Below are 19,460 nucleotides of genomic sequence, written 5' to 3' on the forward strand. Positions count from 1 at the left end.
AAATGGACGATACGGAAAACAAACTTTTTGAACAGGCGGAATCTTCTGTTTTACGTGCTATTTCAAACAGGGGGGAAGCCTCGGTAAATTTCAGGCAGGGCAATTCCATTAATGCGACCTTACAGGGTGATACACTGAACATACCGCAAATTTCGCCGAATCTTTCCGAAAGCCATATGGCGGCAATAAGGGGAATGGTTGACAGTGCCGCATTGCAAATGAAATACCACGATAAGAACATACACCGCAAACTTGCCCCATCTGACAAGAGCAGCTCGCAGGACATATTCAACGCCGCAGAAAAAGCCCGTATTGAGGCTATCGGCTCTTTGCAAATGGACGGAATTGCTAAGAATATACAAAATAAAATTATATATGATTTTTTACATAATGACTATGAAACGCTGCATGAAGGCAAGCCGCCGCCTGTCGATCAGGCCGTATATCTATTAACATTACAAGCCCTGACAAAACAAAAGTTACCCCCTATAACTAATGCTTTACTTGAAAAATGGGGCAACCTTATAAAAGCAAAATCTTCAAAATATATAAATAGACTGGAAAACAATATCAACAATCAGGAAGAATTTGCAAAAAGCATTCTTGATTTAATTAAAAATCTAAAGCTACACGAGCAGGGCAGCGATAGCGATGAGAATGAAGAACCGCAAAATGATGAAAAAACCGAGGAATCATCTTCTTCAGATGTAAAAGATGAGCAGCAAAATCAGCCAAAACAGGAAGCTTCTTTTGAGGATAGCTTCACAGATGATGAGCCGCAGATATCCGAAGATAGCGATTCCGAGGTTAGTGTAAAACCGTCCGATAAAGGCACTGAGGTAAGCGTAACACTACGCAATAACAATTTAGAAAGTGCGAATTATATACCGTATAAAATTTATACAAACAGCTTTGACCGGATAGTCGAGGCAGAAAAGCTATACGATGATGAAGAGCTTGTATATCTGAGGAACCAACTGGATTTAAAGCTTGCCAAACTCAAAAGAATGAACCGTAAAGCGGCTAATAATTTTTTACGGAAACTTCTTTCACAGCATAGCAAGTCATGGGATTTTAACCTTGAATACGGGATACTTGACAGCCGCAAGCTTCCCGCCCTAATCGCAGACCCAAACTACCTTGAATACTGTAAACAAGAGCGTGAATCCCAGAACGTGAACACTATAGTTACACTGCTTTTGGATAACTCCGGGTCAATGCGTGGGCGACCTATCACCGTAGCTGCCATGAGTGCCGAGATACTGGCTAAAACACTGGAGGCATGCGGTATAAAAGTTGAGATTTTAGGCTTTACCACCGTTGAATGGAAAGGGGGAAGGTCACGAAGAAAATGGCAAGATGAAGGCAGCCCCAAAAACCCCGGCAGGCTTAACGACCTTCGCCATATAATATATAAGTCTGCCGACACTTCGTGGCGTAAGGCACGCAAAAATCTTGGAGTAATGCTAAAGGAGGGCATCTTAAAAGAGAATATTGACGGCGAGGCTATATTATGGGCGTTCAAACGTCTGTCGATGCGTCCTGAAAAACGCCGCATATTGATGGTAATATCTGACGGCGCACCGGTTGACGACAGCACAATATCATCTAATTCCGTATCCTACCTTGATAATCACTTAAGGGAAGTTATCCATGCAGTCGAGAAGAAATCCGACATTGAACTAATAGCTATAGGCATAGGTCATGATGTAAACCGCTATTACTCACACGCAGCAACCATAAAAGATGTAGATGAGCTTGAAAACACTATGTTTGAACAGCTAACCGAAATATTCGAACATTCAAAAGCCGCATAAAAAAAGCCCCTATCAAGGAGCTTTTTCTAAAATTCTTATTTATAAATTTATGCCGCAGCAGATTTTTTTGATTTATCTTTTTTAACAGCAGGCTTTTTAGCATTTGCTTTTGCAGCAGCTTTAACTTCTTCAGGTAAAGACTTTTTAATTTTTCTTTTTATTTTTAACGCAGTTTCAGTAAGCTTGTTACTGTTCGTGTTAAGCAAGAAACCGTCAAGACCGCCGTTATGATCGATTGAACGCAAGGTTGCCGCAGTAATACGAAGCCTGAAAATCTGATTTAAAAAACGGCTGCTTATCGAAACTCTGTGTAGATTAGGGACAAAACGACGTCTTGTCTTTCTGTTTGAGTGAGAGACATTGTTACCGGACTGAACTCCAACACCTGTTAATTCACAACGTTTTGCCATATTTCTACCACCTAAAATTATTTAGCTTTTCACTTATTTATTATAAAAAAAGATGCGAATTTATATAGGTTTTTCCTACAAAGGTCAAGGGAAAACTTTATATATAAAGCGTATAATTATGATTTTAACTACAATCTTTACCTACAGCGTCCGAAACATTTGAAAATCCGTCTTTTTTTAACAATTCCTCAAGACCGGTATTTATGTCCCTAACAAGTTTAAAGCCTTTAAAAACAAGTGCCGAATATATCTGCACTAAAGATGCCCCTGCCCTTATTTTTTTATAGGCATCTTCAGCCGATGATATCCCCCCCACCCCTATTATAGGGATTTTTCCTTCCGTCAGTTTATACATATGCGATACCATTTGCGTAGACATATCAAACAACGGTCTGCCGCTCAAGCCTCCGGTTTCGTTTGCATGTAGCGATTTTAAAATATCCCTGCCGCCTATCGTAGTATTACTTATAATAAGCCCGTCTATTTCCTGCCTAATAACTATCTGTGCAATATCTTCCCTTTGCTTGGGGTCGGTATCGGGAGCCAACTTTAGTAAAATAGGTATATCCGCTCCTGTTTTTTCCTTCAACCTCAGCTTTTCATTTAATATTGCGGACAAAAATCCGTCAAGCTCATCTTTGTGCTGCAAGTCACGCAAACCGGGTGTGTTGGGGGAAGAGATATTAATAGTTATGTAATCACTTAACCCGTAAACCTTGTCCATCATGAATAAATAGTCATCAACGGCACTTTCGCTTGTTTTATTCTTCCCTATATTTGCACCCAAAACACCGCTTTTCTTCGCGTTTTTAAGATTATTAACAAAATGTTCGGCACCTTTATTGTTGAAACCGAACCTGTTTATTACCGCTTCATCTTCAACAAGTCTGAACAGCCTTGGTTTTGCGTTGCCGTCTTGCGGCTTTGGGGTAACCGTCCCAACCTCAACAAAGCCGAATCCCTGCCCGAACAGCCCTTCTATAGCATCGCCGTTCTTATCGAATCCGGCAGCCATACCTACAGGATTATCAAACCGTAAACCAAGTATATTCGATTTCAATATGTCGGGAGAATTTATGGATTGCTTGGGAAAAACATTACTTTTCAATGCTGAAATAGCCATATTATGAGCAGTTTCAGGGGGGAAACAATATATCAGGGGACGTAAAATTTTATAATAATCCATAAAAACCTTTTTTTCTTAAAAAAATATTCGCAAAATTAATAATATTTTAATTATATTGATATAACATAATATTTAGTTTTTGCGTTTTATATAGCAACTGTGTTAAAATAACATATTGTTGATTATGTAAATCCGCAAACGGTATATAAAAGAACCGTTTGCATATTAAGCAATAAAAAGAACTAACCTTTTTTTAATTAGTTAAAAAGCTTTTTATAGAAATTATGTCAGATAGATTAAAAAAATTAAGAAAACTTAGTATAGCAATCAGCTATGCAGCCCTTTTATCGGCTTCAACCGCATTTGCAGCCGATAGTGAAACCCTAAAAGCACAGGAAGAACAGTTCGACATATTTGACGTTGATACCGATCAATTAGATGAATTGAGCGGTTCAGTCAATAAGTCTGATAAATCTACCAAAAATTCCGAATCGTCTTTATCGGAAAAGGATTTTGAAGAGAATTTCGGCATTGAAGATGATCTTTTCGTAGACGCAGTTGACGAGTCCGGTGATATAGAAAAACAGTCTTCAAACACGAATAAACCTGAGCAAAAAGAAACAAAAACCGATAAAGAAGAGGTATCCGCACAGAATACCGAAAATGAAAACAAGGAAATTAAGGTAGACGATGAAGACTATGTATTTAACAGCCGCGAGGAAGAGTCTTTAAAAATTCCTGAAGAAGAAGAGTTTAAAAAGCTACTTATGGGAGAAGAAGGCGAAGATACTAACGGCACTTCTGAAGGTGTTTCTAACGCCGTTTCTGAAGATGAAAGTGACAACGATAATAGTTTCGTTGATGAAAATAATTCAATTGATAGCTTGTTCTCTGATTTTGACGGCAATGAAGATTCCGGCAATGATGATTCCGATCGTAAAGACTCTGATATGGAAATGCAGTTTGAAGCTGATGAAGGCTATAATGAAATTTCCTCTGATGACGTTTCTGATGAAGACACTCCTAAGGCTGAAGTTAATAACGCTATTTCAAATGAAGTTCAATCCGAATACAGTAAGCTAAAAAGGCATCTGAATAATTTTCTATTAAGCTTTGCCGGTGAAAATGAGTCTTCCGTATCAAAAGCTTCCGGCATACATAATCCGGGTAACCTGATTGATGAAGAAAATGATTTTTATGGAACCGATGATAGTTCCGAAAGTATTGAAGATGAGATAGTAGCATTCAATCCGGCACAAATGTTCGAAGAAGAAGATACCGCTAATATTGATAACGGTATAGTGGACGAAAATACACCTGACGGAGATATCGAAGACATTGGTGCTATTGATGATGAGCTTGAGAACTTTGAAGAGCTTTTCGACACAGACGGATCGGATATAGAAAAAGCTGCCGCCGAGGACGCAAAAAAACTGGCTGAGGCAAAACGCATAGAGGAAGAAAAGTTAAAAAAAGAACAAGAAGAAAAGAAACGTCAAGAACAACAAAAAATAATTTTAGGAAGCTGTAACGGTCTGGCAGATAAAATAGCTAATTGTGAGTCATTCGAATGTGAAATGCCTAATCCTGCCGGTGGTGATGAAGCTATAAAGGTATCAATTGTAAAAAGCGGTGATAACTGTAGCTACAAAACCGCAATGTCCGGCAATAAAGGTATAGATTGTACTTTAAGTTCGGGTGATACATCAATATTATCTACATTAACGACAAATTATTTTGACGCAGCCGGTAAAGAAAATTTTGACGTTAAAAATGAATTCCCTACACAATGTTCATCTAAAAAGATAGCAACTGCCGCTAAGCCGGTTGCTAAAGAACCTACGGAGGCTAAAAGACCGGTTTCCCCTCAACCGAAAAAACTTGAGTTAAGCACCGAGGACAAAGCGTATTTTGAAATGCTTGATGAAAAACGCAAAGCATTGCCAAAAGATAAACAACTACCTGATTCGGTAATAGAGACTATAAGGGAAGTTGCCCCGTCTATTGCAGAAGAGAAAAAAGAAGTACCAATCCTGTCAAAGAACGTGAGTATATCACGTAGTTCGGGTGCTACCGATGCATATGAAGATGAAGATGTAATAAGAAGCAATTCGGGAATGGAAATATCATTATCCAAAAATGCAGGTCTTGAATCTGAAAAAATCCTAAAAATGGAAAAAGCCTATCATGCTTTACTTGCGGGTCAAACTTCTGCTGCCGTAGTTCTATATAATCAGGTTCTTGAACTTGACGGGGATAATATGGACGCTTTATTCGGACTGGCTACCGCCTATCATAAAAATTACCAGTATGAGCAGGCAAGAGCCACATATGCGAAGATATTACGCATAGAGCCTAATAATAAAGAAGTTCTTAATAATTTCCTTGTTCTTGTATCCGATGAATCACCTGAAAGTGCTTTATTGGAGTTGCAAAAACTCGAAAGGATAAACAGTAATTTCAGTCCTATACCGGCTCAGATAGCAATGATATATTTAAAACTCGGTCAGCCGGAAACAGCCGAACGTTATTTAAGGAGAGCCGTGGTATTATCACCTGATAATATTACTTACAAGTACAACTTAGCCATAACATCGGACAAACTTAACAAACACTATCAAGCTATAAGTCTGTACAAGCAGGTTTTAGAAGCTGCTAAGGGCGGTGCTGTAATACCGGGTTCTGTCAACGCCATTGCAAGCCGCATGGATTACTTACAAGGAAAGTTATCTTCTATAAATTAAGTTTAGAATTTCTTAATATTTATCATCTATAATCTAACTTATAGTAATCAAATTTCATAAGAAATATATAAGATGGACATAAACGAGCTATTAGCATTTTCAAGGAAGAACAAGGCATCGGATCTGCACTTAACGGTCGCATCTCCTCCTATGTTACGTATAAACGGTGACATTATACAACTTAGGGTGAATCCCTTAACCAATGATGACATCATTCAAATGCTTTACTCTATAATGAGTGAAAAGCAGCGTGTCGAATATGAAAAAGAACTTGAGCTGGACTTTGCGATAGAGCTTTCAAATGAAGGTCGTTTCCGTGTGAATGCGTTTAATACGGTAAACGGGGCGGCAGCGGCATTAAGGGCGATACCGTCAGACATAATGACATTAGAGCAGTTAAAACTTCCTCCGGTTTTGGAAACATTACTTGACCGCACTAAAGGGCTTATTTTAGTTACCGGTCCTACGGGAAGCGGTAAGTCAACAACATTGGCGGCAATGATAGACCATATAAATCAGTATAGTAACAAGCACATATTAACTATTGAAGACCCTGTCGAGTTTATCCACAAACCTAAAAATTCACTTATAAATCAAAGGGAAGTAGGAACTTCGACAAATTCATTTAAAAGAGCGTTAAAAAGTGCATTACGTGAAGACCCCGATATCATACTGGTAGGCGAGATGCGTGACCTTGAAACAATAAGCCTTGCCTTAACTGCGGCTGAAACAGGACACTTGGTTTTCGGAACATTACATACAAGCTCGGCATCTAAAACTATAGACAGGATAATTGACGCTTTTTCCGAAGGTGACAAACCTATGGCAAGAACAATGCTGGCAGGCTCTTTAGAGGCGATAATAACCCAGCTACTTGTAAAAGTATCGGATGGCAGCGGTCGATTGGCGGTTAACGAAATACTAATAGCCAGTCCGGCAGTCAGAAACCTTATAAGGGATAGTCAAATACCTCAGATATACTCAATGATGCAGGTTAGTTCAAAACACGGTATGCAGGTTATGAAAGACAGCGTTTACAGACTACTGGAAGAAGACTTAATTACAAGGGATACCGCAAGACAGGCGTTAAACCAAACTTTAGGGGAAGCGGATAAAGAATCCGCCGGTACAACAAGAGAAAAAGGAGTTTTTTAATATATGAGCGAACTTCTTGTTGATAAATATCTTGATGAATTAGTAAAGAAAAACGGATCGGATATGTATTTAACTATCGGTCATCCGCCTGTTGTACGTATGCAGGACGATCAGATAGTTCCTATTGCAAAAAACGGTTTGAGACCTATTGATATAGACCACTTTATACAGGAGTTGATGACCAAGGATAATATTGCCGAATTTAAAGAAAAAATGGAATTGAACATTGCCTTTACCAGAGGTTCCAAGCAGCGTTTCAGATTTAACTTTTTTCGTCAGCAACAACAAAACGGTATTGTAATCCGCAGGATAAGCTGTAACATTCCTACTATTGAAGAGCTTCGCCTTCCTGAAATTTATGCTAAAGCCATTATGCGTAAAAGAGGGCTGATAATATTGGCAAGTCCGGGTGGGTCGGGAAAATCAACTTCAATGGCGGCAATGATAGGACATCGTAATAGAAATATGTCCGGACACGTGGTAACTATTGAAGACCCTATTGAATTTGTCCACGAACATCAAAAATGCATTATCACACAAAGAGAAGTCGGCATTGATACGGTATCTTATAATAACGCACTGAAGAATGCATTGCGTCAAAGGGCGGACGTAATAGCAATAGGTGAGATACGTGACCGTCACGCAATGGAACACGCTATAAGATTTGCGGAAACAGGTCACTTATGTATAGCGACACTTCACTCAAACAACGCATCTCAGGCAATTGACAGGATGATAAACCTGTTTCCCGATGATACCAGAACATATGTACTCTCAACTTTGGCACAAAACCTTATAGCTATTTTCTCTCAAAGGCTTGTAAACGGACTTAAAAAAGAACGTGAACTGGCGGCCGATATATTGCTGAACGAGGGATTGATAAAAAACCATATCATCAAGGGAGAAATAAACGATATCAAAGATTCTCAGGAACGTTTCTATAATCTGGGCATGAGGACTTTCGATCAATCGTTATACGACCTGTTCACATCTCATAAAATTTCCCTTGAAACGGCTATTGATGAATCCGACAACCCTTCTGCGTTAAAGCTTCGTATAAACCAGACAGGTGCTGCAACGGTAGAAATGATGAACTCTTTAAATAACAGGTCTATGTCAGGCTACTCAAACAGTAAATCTAATGATCTTGACTAAAAAAACCGTATTATAGTAGATTTGAATTGAATTTACTCTACTCACCTATAGAAGACTTTGCAAAACGGGCAAACGCTCCCTCTCCCTGTGGGAGAGGGTTGGGGTGAGGGCGATACATGCAGGTATAACAAACACTTGCGAGTTTTCACCCCTCACAAAAAGACTTACGTGTTTTTAACTCTCCGGCAAGGGGAGAGTAGTTTTTTGACTTTTTCAGAGGGTTCTATAGAGTTACTGCTTTTTCTTTGGAACGGCATAAAGCTCTAACCTGTGGTCTACCAGTTCATAACCAAGCTCTTTTGCAATTTGTTCCTGCAATCTTTCGATTTCATCATTTTTGAACTCAATTACTTTCCCGCTCCTGATATCTATAAGATGGTCGTGGTGTTCATCTGATGATTCTTCATACCTTGCCCTACCGTCACCAAAATCATGCTTTTCGATTATTCCGCCTTCTTCAAACATTCTAACCGTCCTGTAAACGGTAGCTATACTTATTTTTGCATCTTTCTTGACTGCCCTTTCATATATTTTTTCAACATCGGGATGATCTTTGGATTCGGATATTATCTTTAATATAACACGACGTTGTTCGGTTATCTTTAATCCTTTTTCAATACATAACTGTTCAAGTTTTTTTGTCATCCTTACTCCTGCGTCATCTGACTATAGCAATTTACGAAGATGTAGATACTTTATATTACTTTTGCTATATAATAAAATAATAATTAAGTTTTTTTATACAAATCAACGGTAAATTCATATATTATAGGAAATCTACAAAGGTGCTATGAAAAATATCGGTAAATTTATTACATTCGAAGGTGGCGAAGGCGGCGGGAAATCAACTCAATGCAAATTATTAAAGGAAGCCTTCAATAACCACAATATAGATGTTGCACTCACACGAGAACCGGGAGGGACCAAGGGTGCCGAGCAAATAAGGGAGCTATTAGTTACCGGTGATATAGATAAGTGGGATTCTATCACGGAAACATTATTACATCTTGCAGCAAGGCAAGACCATGTCAGTAATCTGATAAAACCATCTTTGGAAACCGGAAAGTTCGTTATATGCGACAGGTTTTCCGATTCGACAATTGCTTATCAGGGATACGCACACGGTCTGGGGCTTGAAAAAATAGAATCATTGCAAAAACAAATATTGGGCGACTTTTCCCCTGCCCTCACCTTTATTCTGGATATTTCTATTGAGGACGGCATAGCAAGGGCGGCAAAGCGCGGCAATACCGAAAACAGATATGAGAAAATGGGAAAAGAATTTCATTCAAATGTCCGCAAGGGATTTCTTGAGATAGCTAAAAAAGAACCGGAGCGTTGTTTTGTAATTAACGCTAACGATTCGGTAGAGAGTATCCACAAAAAGATAATTGAAATTATCAATAAGAAGTTGTCTTTATCTTTAAAAGAAGCAACAAGCCTATAGTAATTTATAGAAGGCTCTGCAAAAGGTTGTAAAAGCTCCCTCTCCCTTTGGGAGAAGGTTGGGGTGAGGGATTTTTTCAACATATACTTTAATTGTAATATACTGTTTTTGTTGAAACGCCCCTCCCTATTCCTAACCTTCTCCCAAAGGGAGAAGGAACTAAGATTTAAACTTTACACACTTTTGCAGAGGCTTCTGTAAATACTATAAAACCGGTTAAACCTATTTATCGGACTCAATTGCTCTTAGGAACGCCATCTCAAGGTTTTTTTCCTTATATTTCTTCAAGAATGTAGCGGAATCACCTTCATAGATAAGCTTGCCGTTATGCATAACCGCCATTCTGTCGCATATTTCTTCAATATCGGCAAGAATGTGTGAACTAAAAAAGACGGTATTCCCCTGTTCTTTATACTCTTTTAACAAAGCCTTAAGCTTAATCCTCGCATTAGGGTCAAGTCCGCTCATAGGCTCGTCAAGCAATAGCAACGGACTACCGGCAAGAAACATTGATAACAACCCGAGTTTTTGCCCCATACCTTTTGAATATTTACCGATACGGTGATCAAGCACCTTAGGGTCAAGGTCAAGAACTTTAGCTTTTGCCTTTGCTTCCTTTATATCCAGTTTTTTGCCGTGATATGACAAAGACAATGACAGGAACTCCCTTCCCTTTAAGAATGGTGACGGATAAAATTTCTCCGGCAGATAGGCAATATTTTTGCGGCTATCAGGGTCGGTAGTGTCCTGATCAAAGAACTTAGTCTCACCCTTATCGGAATTTAACAGGTCAAGGATAATTTTAATCAATGTTGTTTTACCGACACCGTTAACCCCTATAAGACCGTATATTTCTCCGGGTCTAACACTGAGTGATACGTTTTTCAGGACTTTTTTTTCTTTGAAATCCTTAGAAACCGAACTAACCGAAAGAGGTGCTATCTTACTTTTTGCCACTTTATAATTCCTTTATATTAATTATTTACCTAACATTGACTGAAGAGCATCAAGCTGCCTAATATAATCTTTATTGAATTGTAAACTAGGATCGATTTTTTTTCTAGCAGGATTATCATTATTTTTTACTTCATTAGGCAAAACCTTATTAACTATTTCAGATGCACTATCTACCATAGTGTTAACATCACTCGCTAAACCGGTCGGGTCATTGATATTGACTCCATTAGAATCTAATTTTGCCTCATTTGCCGGAACAACTATATCCTTAGTATATGCAACACCCTCTATAATTTCCATAGACATTGAATCAAACGACTGATTAACTCCGAGCATAAAGGAAATGTCACCGCTTTCAAGATCCACAACTATGTTCCTTTCATTCGACATGAATCTGTCATCAGCCATTAAATTATATTTATCCTGCCACCCCGGAGATACATAATCTATCATAGAATCACGCCAGACCATCGTCACCTCGGTTTCAGTTACTTTTACTATCTCAACATTGTTATAGTCTTCTCCGAATGATACTTTTTGACCGTTTATCCAAACCGACCAGTTATCGGGTGCCAGATATAATATAGAACTTAAATAAAACGCCGGAGCTTCTTTGGGTCTTTCAATTTGAGGAACCTCAATAATCGGCTCAACATTATTAGTGGTTGTCGGTGCTGCCCTTCTTGTTCTATTATCGACCATTCTCGGTGCTTCGGAGAACAGCTCCGGCAATATCTTTGACAAAGGTACGCGTTTTTTATGAGCTATAGTCGCCTTCCTCACCCATTCAATTTTCTCACTACTATACATTACGGAGCCTAGCTTCCATAACATTTGATCTTCTTCTTTTTTCTCGCCTTCTGCTTTATTAGCACCTTCTGCTTTCGGCAATTCAGACGCATTACCTTCAGATTTGACTTCATTACTAGCCGCCCTTCCGCTTCTACCTTGTGATAAAGCGTTATCAGGCATAATAAAAATAATAATTATTACAAAATATATCAACTTCATTTCTTACCCCTCCTCAGTACCTTCAGGTGGTGTTCCCTCGACAGGAGGTGTATATTTGAAATCTCTCCAAATAAATCTCAATTTTACATTAACTAAAGCAGGAGATTCACCCCTTGCTATCATTTCCAAATGTTCTTTTTCAATATCCTGATGACGCTCAACGAAAAAAGTATCTATATTAATATATCCGGGAAATGATTCTATAAGTTCGGCAAGAAAATTAAAAACAACTTCATCGGTAACTGCGGAGAAATCTATCGAAACATTACTGCTTGAAACCGTTACCACCTCATTACTCAGTTCAGGATATTTATTTACATTTACATCTTCGGGTTTAGAAAATACAACTTTAAAATTAGATAATTTATACTTAGCTTCCAGCCCGTCAATAACAAGTTTTGCAGGAGTAATCCTGATTCCCTGCAATTGTTTTGTTTCTTCATCAAAGGATTCCCACACGCTGATAGCCTCTGCAAATTTTACAGCCTGATCGCTAAGGCTGTTTATTTTTTGCCTTTTAGACGAAATGTCATTCTTTAACCAGTCATGCTTCTGTTTTGTCTTGCCCTGTAAGCTATACAGATAAACAATAACGGCTGAAAATACTCCTAAAATTATAAGGAATATAACAAAACTTAGTATAATCTTTTTCTTTACAACTTTCTTCTGCATTTTTTAATCTACTCTAATTAAAAATCATTATTATTTTCCCCACTTGACGTTGTTAATTTTAACTGCACGGGTATAGCCTCCCTGTTTTCGTCAAATGTAATAGTAGAAGGAAGCTCGGATATAGTTACATCATAACCCTTGCTTGCATCTTTTATTCTTCTGTTAAAATTATCAAAATTCCTGAGCAGGTCTTCTATCGAATTACCCACATCAACATATTTTAGCTCAAACGTTGCCGTTTCCACGCTTTTTGTATTTCCGCTACTTTGATCATTAGTTTGCGTATGATTCCATGAAAAAGACTTCGCTATCGCATATCGCATATGCGGCACTGCTATTTTCTCAACAATGCTAAGAGGGTTGGGAACGTTCTTAAGGATAGTATGGAGATTATAAACATTGGTTATCTTATTTGCCTCATCAATGCTATAATCATCTGTTTTTTGAGCATCTTTCCATTTTTTTTCAATACTCACCTTTTCGCTTTCTAATTTTTTTATGTCACTGTCGGTAGAAAATATATTAAAAATCAGATATCCGGCAAAAATAGTTAATCCCGGAGTTATTAATACGGTCATCGTAGTGATAACTTTACTCAGAGTTAGAAGACCGTTTAACGACCTCATCTGAGGATTATCCAAAGTAAGGATAGGCTTCATTCTTATAAAATTAGCTGCCAGAACTATATCCGAGAACTTATCGTCCTCATTGGCAACATCTTTCAAATCAATCAGAGCCGCCAATTCATGAGGAGTGTATATATTAATCGGGCGACCGTTAATCTTTACGTCCTGCATACTTTTTTTGATGTCTTTAGGCAATACTGCCGAAATAGATATCTCGCTATCATCGTTAAAACCGAGCCTGCGGATATAATCAATAGTATTAAGTATTTCCTGCTCAATATTTCCGGCAACTATTTCTACTATAGTATCTTTTCCGGTTCTGATAAGACGTGTGAATATAACCCTGTTTTTATATATTACAACCTGTCTGTAGCCGCCCGTTTTATTGCTTGTTACCAAAAACTGCCATAAAGGAGCCTCTTCTTTCGGCTTTAATAATTTTTTATTCATCGACCTTACAAGATTTTCCATCTCTAAAGGCAGCATATATATGCCTTCGAACCTATTCGGCATTGACAATATATAATCTATCCACTCTGACACGGTTGAAGTCAGCGGTGAAGACGCAAACAGATATATCCAGTCCCTCCTGCCTTCGCTATCACGACCTAATAATATCGCCCCTTTAAGATCTGATGCGGCAAAATCTCTATCAAGCCTTTTCTTGACAAGTTTACCGATAGCCATTGCACTTACCGCAGGGAGTACCTGCTTTGTATATGATTGCTCCATTATATCGATTGTCAGGCAAACAGGAACGTTAGGATGTATTGATAAAATAGCGTTAAACTCCCTTCTGTCACTCAAAGATGCTGATTTTGTAAAAAGCCTTTTTTCTACCTTATTATTATCAACGAGTACTAATACGGCACCATCGTCACCTATCATCAATATAAATTTTTTATTTTTACCTAATCCCACGAACAAAGCCCCTTTAAAAATTCATTTTACTAAAGCTGTTATATAACGGCCCGAATACCGCTAACGATATCCACATCATTATAAGACCCATTACAATAGTTAAAAACGGTTGTATTACACCGACCATGTTATTAACCGAATCCTCAACCTCCTTATCATAGAAGAAATTAATGTTCTCAATGGTTACATCAAGGTTACCGCTTTCTTCCCCGACCTTGAACATTCTTATCACCAGATTCGGAAAACGGCTTGAAACCTTCAGCGATTCGGTTAACGAGTTACCCTCCGACACACTTTTTTTAATAACACTGGCATTCTCAGATATAACTTTATTTTTTACAACATTATTCGCTACATCAAGACAATCTAATATACCGATACCGCTTTTATACATAATTCCGAAGAAATGGCAGAACCTTGCCAGTTCAATCTTACTTATAGTAGTACCCACAACCGGTATTTTTAATTTAAACACATCAACATTATAAGCAAAACCATCTGAAAATTTTATAAGCATCTTTATTATAATAACTAATAATATCGGTACGCTAAATATCAAATACCAGTAATCTATAAAAAAGTTTGACGTATTTATCAAAGCAGTGGTGTAAATCGGCAAATCAAAGTTCTGAGCAGTCAGGAACGAAGATAATTTCGGTATAACAAAAAGCATCATCAACGATATGATTCCGAACATCAAAAACAGTAGGAACGTAGGATAATATATCGCTTTCTTTATCTTGCTTCTGATATAATTCACCCATTTTAAGTGGTGTCCCAAATGGTGGAAAACTTCATGTAGGTTTCCTGATTTTTCACCGGCTTCAACAAGTGCTATAAATACCGAGTCGAATATCTTGGGGTGTTCCGACAGAGCTTTAGAAAGCATTTTACCCGAATGTACCGCATCAAATACTTCAGCCATCATATCTTTAATAGCAGGACTATCGGCAGAATCTCTGATATCCGCTATTGAATCCAATATAGGCACACCGGCTCTTTCTAATTGTTCAATATGCACGCAAAACAGAATCTTATCCTGTAGCGATACTTTATTGAACATTCCGCCTTTTTTTTCTTTGGCAACTTTTTCATCAACAAGGTCAAGCCCGATACCGTTCAGCCTCTCGGCAAGGTCAACTTCATTGACCGCCGAAATATTGCCGCGTATCTTCCTTCCTTTTTCATTTAATGCTACATAATTATATATAGGCATTTTTCACTTTACCTTTGTTAATTTTATTATAACCTTTCGGTCATATCTACCGTCCTTATTAATTCATCAAGATCGGTTATGCCCGCAAGTGCCTTTTTTATTCCGTCATTTACCATCGGAACAAACCCCTTTTCAGCTGCGTACTGAACCATAGTTCTCCTTGATGCCCCCGTTGATATCAATTCATCAAGCCCTTTATCACAAGGGAATATTTCATGCACCGCAATACGCCCCTTATATCCTGTATGCATACATTCTTCACACCCTTTCCTGCGGAATATTCTTATTTTCCGACTAGGATCAACCCTATAGATTTTTGATTCCTCTTCGGTTATATGATCCGCCTGTCTACAATTTAAACACAACTTTCTTAACAATCTCTGAGCGATAACACAAATTAACGAACCTCCAAGAAGATGCGGCGGAATACCTATATCTACCAGCCTCGGTATCGCACCTACGGCATCATTGGTGTGTAATGTAGTAAATACTTTGTGACCCGTCATCGCAGCACGTATCGCCATACTGGCGGTTGCCTCGTCACGCACCTCACCCACGAATATGATGTCAGGATCCTGCCTCATTAACGATTTAATACCGTCAACAAAATCCATACCCTTATCTTCTTTAATGTCCGACTGACGTATCATTGACAACTGATACTCCACCGGATTTTCCAATGTCATAATATTGACATCAACCTCGTTTATCAGGTTCAATATAGAATAAAGAGTGGTTGTTTTACCGCTACCCGTAGGTCCTGTAACAATTATAATTCCTTCAGGTCGCTTCAGTAGCTTTCTTAGCAAAATTTCATTTTTTTCAGACAATCCTAATTGTTCCAACGGAACTAATGACTTACGCTTATCCAATATACGCAGTACGATATTTTCACCAAATACGGTAGGATGCGTAGCAACACGGAAGTCAATGTCACGTCCTAATACGAAATAACTTGTTCGACCGTCTTGAGGATTTCTTGTTTCGGCGATGTTCATACCGGACATAATCTTTATCCTTACCACCACCGCAGGCCAGTAATCCTTATGGAAGCTTCTTACCTGAATAAGCTTGCCGTCAATACGGTAACGCAGCCTTACAAAGTTTCCCTCAGGCTCAAGGTGGATATCCGAAGCTCCCCGTTTAATAGCATCTACTAAAATAGCATCTACCAGACGCACGGTGGGATTAATATAACCGTCCATTTCACCGTTTATCTGCTTATCTTTATCGGAGATACCCGTCTCTATCTCTCTTAAAATACCGCTTATTGAAGTTTCATAACCATAATACTGGTCGATTATTTCCAGCAGATCGCTCTCAGGAGCATATACGGGAACAATTTTTAATGTCCTCGGGAAATACTTCCTTATCTGGTCAATGGCAAGAATGTTGTAAATATCCGTAATAGCCACACGGACGGCACCGTCTTCCATAGCAACCGGAACGGCTTTTGAACGCATAGCGACATCTTTAGGAACTTTTTGGATTAAATTAGGATCCAGAACCGTTTTTTTAATATCGAATATTTTTACGCCGGACGACTCGGTCAGAACCTCACCTAAAGTACTTTCGGTAATAAAGCCCATATCGATAAGTACGGCTCCGAGCATCTTCTTCTTGCCCTTAGGCTGGTTCTTCTGCTCGGTCAGAGCGGTTTCCAACTGGTCTTTTGATATCAGACCTTTATTTAGAAGCTTTTCACCCAACGGTACATTTTTAACAGGCTCGCCTTCTTTACCTTCACTATCTTTAGTGGCAACCGGCATCGGCGGCACTTTAGAACCACTAGAAATCGGAGCCGGAGGAACAGTTGAGGATTGGGCTTTATTTTCGCTAATATTTCCGCCCGATCCCTTGGATACGGGTACTTGACCTAATGTATTTTGCTTTTGCTGTAATTTAGGATTAGGGTTACCGGCAGCTATGTTAGTGCTGATATTTTTAGGTTCCGTTTTCATTCTATCCGGGTTTATACCGGCATGTGTCCTAGGGGGATTTCCCCCTGCCGGTACACTGCTAGCACCCTGATTTAAGTCTGTCAAATTAGCCTCCCGTTACCTACGAAAAAACGCCTGACTATAATTTATAGTCGTCAAATGCTCTTTTATTGTATCACATTTTGCAATAAATGAAACAATTTTATTTCACTATTTTTTTCTAAATGCATCAATATCAACAACATTTGCTGATTCTTTCTTAGATTTGCTGCTTTTTTTCTTTGATTTGGAGTCTTGTTTTTCAGCTTCAAGGTCTTCCATCAGCTCTTTTTCAATAGCCTCGGTCATCTCCTCCAACTCCGTCATATCATCTTCATAGATTTCATCCATCTGACGGAATTGCAGACCGAATTTTACGCTCGGATCGGCAAATGCCAAGAGTGCATCGAACGGAGCACCTATATTTTCTTTAACATTATCAAAGCTTAAGACCACATCGAATCTTTTGTCGGTAACTTTAAGATCCTCAAACTGATGCTGCAACACAATTGTCATCTCATCGGGATATTTTTGTTTCAAATTATCCGAAATAACCACTCCCGGATAATTTGTAAGGAACGAAATGAAAAAATGATGTTTACCCGGCAGACCTTCTTTGCTAACACGTTGCAAAGCCTTACGTACGATAACGTGCATAGCATCATCAATTAATTTTCCGTAATCTATAAAATCGTCACTCATATTAAAAAATTACCAACTTATCTTAAAAAATAAAAAACATACCTCGTTTTTTTAATTCTTCAAAGTCTAATGTTTACACTAAAAACTTGCAAGAAAAAAGGGGACTTCTGTTGCCCGGTGTCCCCCAAACCGCTTAATGACTTGTTATGCAGCTGCTGCCATTGCTACAGGAGCATAGTTGTCATTAGCAACAACGATACGTTTTGCGTTATCGTTAGCTGCTTTCATTGTTGTTAAAGTAGCATTTACTTTATTTGATTCTTCACGGTGATATCATGCCGGGCAAAATCTTACTTCTTTATTACGCACGTCGATCCTATTTCGTCCCCGCCAAAATTCACTAGATTTAGTGGACTTTGGTGGACTTTGGTGGAGACGCCGGGTACCGCCCCCGGGTCCGTTACGCCTATTCCAAGCGACGTTTATTACCATAGTTCAAAAGAACACCCTTATTATAACACGGTTTTGTAAGGTTTTGCAACATTTACACATATAAATTATAAAAATCATTAAAAACCATTTGCATAAATTAAAATGTTAATTATAAATATAATGTAAGTTATATGTTGATACGAATAAAGAAGGCATAAATCCCACAGATAACAACCTTCTAATGCAAAATACTTTCAATATATTATAAATGTTTAAACTTAACTCACAAAAGGTTAATATATGAGCATCAACAAAACCAGAATCGCTTCAGTTGAAGAAGCTTTAGTAGTAAATCAAAATTATGACCTTTCAAGATCGCCCTTAGAGCAGGTTAATAGAAAAAACTCCATACAGCCACAAGACGATAGCTTTACGTCAAGAAGATTAGCCGAAATAGAAAGCTTAAACAGATCGGGACGTGCAGTTTAAACAAGCTTAAAAAATTCTTAATTTATAATTCGCCTATTTTTATAGTAAATTTGAATTTAATTTACGCATATATGTCATTCCACGAATTTGTTTAGTAAAACAAATTATAGTGGAATCCACTATTAAAAAAGTTAGGAAACTTTTTTAATATCGAAAAGTTTTCCTAAACTTTTCGAATTGGATCCCGTGATAAAAAATTTTACTAAATTTTTTTCATAGGATGACAGGGTGCGTAAATTAAATTCAAACTTATTTTACGTGCGAACTCAAGCAGCTATAGGAAGCTCTGTAAAGCTCCCTCTCCCTTAGGGAGAGGGTTGGGGTGAGGGATTTTTTCAACAATATGCTGTAATTGCAAGATACTGTTTCTGTTAAAACACACCCCTCTCCCGCTTATGGCGGAGGGCTAGAGAGGGACAAAACATATAGGTATAACAAGCACTTACCGACCCCACACCCCTCACAAAAACACTTCGTGTTTTTAACTCTCCGGCAAGGGGAGAGTAGTTTTTGACTTTTGCAGAGGGTTCTATAATAAATTTCGGATTATAAATCGCAAAGAGGAAAGTTATAAAAAATACCTCTGCATAATACGTCATCGCCTGAATTTGTGAAACAAATTATAGGGCGATCTCATGAGATTACCCTATAATTGCCTTTG

The 19,460-nt window shown here is 38.3% G+C and carries 15 protein-coding genes and 1 pseudogene; 6 read left to right on the top strand and 10 right to left on the bottom strand.

Going from position 1 to position 19,460, the window contains the following annotated elements; all coding sequences use genetic code 11:
- Window positions 1-2: 2 nt before the first annotated feature.
- Window positions 3-1,817: a cobaltochelatase subunit CobT gene (locus O2942_11470; protein ID MDA0782866.1), complete on the top strand. Its 1,815-nt coding sequence runs from the start codon at window positions 3-5 to the stop codon at window positions 1,815-1,817.
- Between the two features lie 137 nt (window positions 1,818-1,954).
- Here the strand turns inward: O2942_11470 and rpmB are convergent.
- Both rpmB and O2942_11480 read right to left on the bottom strand, forming a co-directional pair.
- Window positions 1,955-2,227, bottom strand: a pseudogene (gene rpmB, locus O2942_11475) (50S ribosomal protein L28).
- Between the two features lie 124 nt (window positions 2,228-2,351).
- Window positions 2,352-3,413, bottom strand: a complete 1,062-nt coding sequence (locus tag O2942_11480; protein MDA0782867.1) for a quinone-dependent dihydroorotate dehydrogenase — start codon at window positions 3,411-3,413, stop codon at window positions 2,352-2,354.
- 224 nt (window positions 3,414-3,637) lie between these two features.
- Between O2942_11480 and O2942_11485 the strand changes: the two genes are divergently transcribed.
- The 3 genes from O2942_11485 (at window position 3,638) to O2942_11495 (ending at window position 8,407) form a co-directional block, all read left to right on the top strand.
- Entirely contained in the window at window positions 3,638-6,097 is a 2,460-nt protein-coding gene (locus tag O2942_11485; protein ID MDA0782868.1) for a tetratricopeptide repeat protein, read from the top strand.
- A 72-nt stretch (window positions 6,098-6,169) separates the two neighbouring features.
- Window positions 6,170-7,252 (top strand): type IV pilus twitching motility protein PilT, encoded by a 1,083-nt coding sequence (locus O2942_11490; protein ID MDA0782869.1) that lies wholly within the window; start codon window positions 6,170-6,172, stop codon window positions 7,250-7,252.
- A gap of 3 nt (window positions 7,253-7,255) precedes the next feature.
- Window positions 7,256-8,407 (top strand): PilT/PilU family type 4a pilus ATPase, encoded by a 1,152-nt coding sequence (locus O2942_11495; protein ID MDA0782870.1) that lies wholly within the window; start codon window positions 7,256-7,258, stop codon window positions 8,405-8,407.
- Window positions 8,408-8,638: 231 nt separating this feature from the next.
- Here O2942_11495 and O2942_11500 read toward each other — a convergent pair whose 3' ends face one another.
- Complete coding sequence (locus O2942_11500) at window positions 8,639-9,052, bottom strand: Fur family transcriptional regulator (GenBank protein ID MDA0782871.1); 414 nt, start codon at window positions 9,050-9,052, stop codon at window positions 8,639-8,641.
- Window positions 9,053-9,197: 145 nt separating this feature from the next.
- Between O2942_11500 and tmk the strand changes: the two genes are divergently transcribed.
- Window positions 9,198-9,854, top strand: a complete 657-nt coding sequence (gene tmk / locus O2942_11505) for a dTMP kinase (GenBank protein MDA0782872.1) — start codon at window positions 9,198-9,200, stop codon at window positions 9,852-9,854.
- A gap of 222 nt (window positions 9,855-10,076) precedes the next feature.
- Here the strand turns inward: tmk and O2942_11510 are convergent, their stop codons facing one another.
- The 7 genes from O2942_11510 to O2942_11540 form a co-directional block, all read right to left on the bottom strand.
- A complete protein-coding gene (locus O2942_11510; GenBank protein MDA0782873.1) occupies window positions 10,077-10,811 on the bottom strand; it encodes an ABC transporter ATP-binding protein in 735 nt (244 codons plus the stop codon).
- A 21-nt stretch (window positions 10,812-10,832) separates the two neighbouring features.
- Window positions 10,833-11,822, bottom strand: a complete 990-nt coding sequence (locus tag O2942_11515; GenBank protein MDA0782874.1) for a hypothetical protein — start codon at window positions 11,820-11,822, stop codon at window positions 10,833-10,835.
- 3 nt (window positions 11,823-11,825) lie between these two features.
- Entirely contained in the window at window positions 11,826-12,494 is a 669-nt protein-coding gene (locus tag O2942_11520) for a hypothetical protein (protein MDA0782875.1), read from the bottom strand.
- A gap of 17 nt (window positions 12,495-12,511) precedes the next feature.
- Entirely contained in the window at window positions 12,512-14,041 is a 1,530-nt protein-coding gene (locus O2942_11525; protein MDA0782876.1) for a hypothetical protein, read from the bottom strand.
- A gap of 13 nt (window positions 14,042-14,054) precedes the next feature.
- On the bottom strand, window positions 14,055-15,257 hold the full coding sequence (locus tag O2942_11530) for a type II secretion system F family protein (protein ID MDA0782877.1): 1,203 nt from the start codon (window positions 15,255-15,257) through the stop codon (window positions 14,055-14,057).
- A 26-nt stretch (window positions 15,258-15,283) separates the two neighbouring features.
- Window positions 15,284-17,026: an ATPase, T2SS/T4P/T4SS family gene (locus O2942_11535; protein MDA0782878.1), complete on the bottom strand. Its 1,743-nt coding sequence runs from the start codon at window positions 17,024-17,026 to the stop codon at window positions 15,284-15,286.
- 381 nt (window positions 17,027-17,407) lie between these two features.
- Window positions 17,408-17,938 (bottom strand): ClpXP protease specificity-enhancing factor SspB, encoded by a 531-nt coding sequence (locus O2942_11540; GenBank protein ID MDA0782879.1) that lies wholly within the window; start codon window positions 17,936-17,938, stop codon window positions 17,408-17,410.
- A 672-nt stretch (window positions 17,939-18,610) separates the two neighbouring features.
- Between O2942_11540 and O2942_11545 the strand changes: the two genes are divergently transcribed.
- The gene (locus tag O2942_11545) at window positions 18,611-18,799 is read left to right on the top strand and encodes a hypothetical protein (protein ID MDA0782880.1); all 189 of its coding nucleotides are present in this window, start codon (window positions 18,611-18,613) and stop codon (window positions 18,797-18,799) included.
- The last annotated feature ends 661 nt before the right edge of the window (window positions 18,800-19,460 follow it).

The sequence above is a fragment of the Pseudomonadota bacterium genome (genome assembly GCA_027620075.1).
Taxonomy (GTDB): Bacteria; Pseudomonadota; Alphaproteobacteria; order Rickettsiales; family UBA6187; genus 1-14-0-20-39-49.

Excerpts from the sequence above, each read along its gene's own strand:
- O2942_11470 (MDA0782866.1), top strand. The coding sequence starts at position 3 with ATGGACGATACGGAAAACAAACTTTTTGAACAGGCGGAATCTTCTGTT.
- O2942_11480 (MDA0782867.1), bottom strand. The coding sequence starts at position 3,413 with ATGGATTATTATAAAATTTTACGTCCCCTGATATATTGTTTCCCCCCT.
- O2942_11485 (MDA0782868.1), top strand. The coding sequence starts at position 3,638 with ATGTCAGATAGATTAAAAAAATTAAGAAAACTTAGTATAGCAATCAGC.
- O2942_11490 (MDA0782869.1), top strand. The coding sequence starts at position 6,170 with ATGGACATAAACGAGCTATTAGCATTTTCAAGGAAGAACAAGGCATCG.
- O2942_11495 (MDA0782870.1), top strand. The coding sequence starts at position 7,256 with ATGAGCGAACTTCTTGTTGATAAATATCTTGATGAATTAGTAAAGAAA.
- O2942_11500 (MDA0782871.1), bottom strand. The coding sequence starts at position 9,052 with ATGACAAAAAAACTTGAACAGTTATGTATTGAAAAAGGATTAAAGATA.
- tmk (MDA0782872.1), top strand. The coding sequence starts at position 9,198 with ATGAAAAATATCGGTAAATTTATTACATTCGAAGGTGGCGAAGGCGGC.
- O2942_11515 (MDA0782874.1), bottom strand. The coding sequence starts at position 11,822 with ATGAAGTTGATATATTTTGTAATAATTATTATTTTTATTATGCCTGAT.
- O2942_11520 (MDA0782875.1), bottom strand. The coding sequence starts at position 12,494 with ATGCAGAAGAAAGTTGTAAAGAAAAAGATTATACTAAGTTTTGTTATA.
- O2942_11530 (MDA0782877.1), bottom strand. The coding sequence starts at position 15,257 with ATGCCTATATATAATTATGTAGCATTAAATGAAAAAGGAAGGAAGATA.
- O2942_11535 (MDA0782878.1), bottom strand. The coding sequence starts at position 17,026 with ATGCCGGTTGCCACTAAAGATAGTGAAGGTAAAGAAGGCGAGCCTGTT.
- O2942_11540 (MDA0782879.1), bottom strand. The coding sequence starts at position 17,938 with ATGAGTGACGATTTTATAGATTACGGAAAATTAATTGATGATGCTATG.
- O2942_11545 (MDA0782880.1), top strand. The coding sequence starts at position 18,611 with ATGAGCATCAACAAAACCAGAATCGCTTCAGTTGAAGAAGCTTTAGTA.